This is a genomic window from Streptomyces bambusae (assembly GCF_019400985.1).
Classification (GTDB): domain Bacteria; phylum Actinomycetota; class Actinomycetes; order Streptomycetales; family Streptomycetaceae; genus Streptomyces; species Streptomyces bambusae_A.
The window spans coordinates 1-931 of the sequence record NZ_WTFF01000691.1 but is presented as its reverse complement, the minus strand read 5'-3'; the positions used below and the strand labels follow the sequence as shown (position 1 = coordinate 931).

The 931-nt window shown below is 79.6% G+C and carries 1 pseudogene; it reads left to right on the top strand.

Annotated features, from left to right (window positions below):
• A pseudogene (locus GPJ59_RS36575) lies at positions 1-931 on the top strand (hypothetical protein); the annotation flags it as partial.

Here is a 931-nt window from a genome sequence, read left to right as displayed (position 1 = left end):
CCACCGGCCTGCCCGGGCAGGTGTCTGCCGCGGGCGCGGCGTGGGCGGGCGGTGTCGTGGGCAGTGGCTCCGCCGTCGGCCCGGCGGGCCCGGCCGCGGGTTCCCTGGTCCAGGGGGAGGCCGGGGCATACGCCGGCGCCGGCGGGCCGGTGCCCGTCGTCGAGCTGGTCCACGGGGACGCCGGCCTGCGCAAGGCCCTGGCCTGGGTGCTGCGGGACTTCGTCGTCGTGCCGACCCTGGCGGAGGCCGAGGAGATCGCCGCCGCGGGCGGCGCCACCGTGGCCGTGACCGGGGACGGGGACGTGCTCGGGGCGCATCTGGCCCACGGCGGGTCCGCCGGGGCACCCAGCCTGCTGGAGGTGCAGGCCGCGGTGGACGAGGCCGCCCGGGAGCTGGCCGGGCTCGACGTACGCTGCGCCGAGCTGGCCGGCGTACGGGCGGACGCCGAGACGCGCCGACGGGACTGCGCGGACCGCGTCGAGGAGCTCGCACAGCGGCTGCGGGCCGCCGAGAAGGCCAGGACGGGCGTGGCCCAGCAGCTCGGGCGCCTCGCCGGCCAGGCGAAGGGCGCGGCCGGCGAGGCCGAGCGCAGCGCCGCCGCCGCGGCCAAGGCCGAGGACGCGCTCGAACAGGCCCGTACGGAGGTCGAGGAGTGCGCGGAGCGGCTCGCTGCTGCGGAGGAGGATGCCCCCCTCGGGGACGGAGGTGCGGAGGAGCCGGACCACTCCGTCCGCGACCGGCTGGCGGCCGACGGTGCCAACGCCCGGCAGACCGAGATGGAGGCCCGGCTCCAGCTGCGCACCCACGAGGAGCGGGTCAAGGGCCTGGCGGGCCGCGCCGACGGCCTCGACCGCGCGGCCCGGGCCGAGCGCGAGGCCCGGGTGGGGGCCCTTCTCAACTCCTGGCGCGTCCGAGGCTCTTGCGCGGTGGG